The organism is Aquibacillus sediminis (genome assembly GCF_005870085.1).
Classification (GTDB): Bacteria; Bacillota; Bacilli; order Bacillales; family Amphibacillaceae; genus Aquibacillus_E; species Aquibacillus_E sediminis.
Genome location: NZ_SZNM01000077.1, coordinates 1 through 609 on the forward strand (window position 1 = coordinate 1; position 609 = coordinate 609).

General features: G+C 36.6%; 1 protein-coding gene. It reads left to right on the forward strand.

From position 1 onward, the window contains the following. Positions 1–609, forward strand: a 609-nt coding sequence (locus FCI53_RS21250) for an IS200/IS605 family accessory protein TnpB-related protein (RefSeq protein ID WP_138420949.1), incomplete at both ends; no start/stop codon positions are given.

Consider the following 609-nt stretch of genomic DNA (forward strand, 5'->3'; position numbering starts at 1 on the left):
GCAGTAAGTCTCGTTTCAAAACAAGGTAACTTTTTAGAGAGTAAAGTCTTTTACTGTCACGAATTAGAGTATGTACGATCTAATAAACGTAATAACATTGTTGGGGAGACGGTCAAAAATGTGTTTACTTGGTTGCTTACTAAAAATGTCGGTGCCATTGTTATTGAAAACATCAAACTAAACCAACAACACGACACCAACCGTAAATTCAATCGCTTAGTAAATAGTTTTAAAAAGAAAAAATTAACCGAAAGCATCATCCGGCGCGGATTACGCAATGGATTTCAAATAAAAAAGATCAATCCAGCGTACACATCGGTGATCGGACGTTTTAAATACAGTACGACATACGGACTATCTGTTCATGAAGCAGCATCTTTTGTTATTGCAAGACGTGGTTTGGGGTATGAAGAAAAAATGCCGAAGGCATTGATTCAAGCCTTAAGAAACAAAGTGAAACCTCAGTTGATCGCAAAACTCGGTTCAATGGAAGAAACTGAAAAGCAATCAACACAGGGGAAAAAGCAACGTCAATACCTTGGTTTGTTACTACGTAACATAAATAACTTTAAAGACATTCATTCATGGTCCTTTTGGAATGTCGTTCAT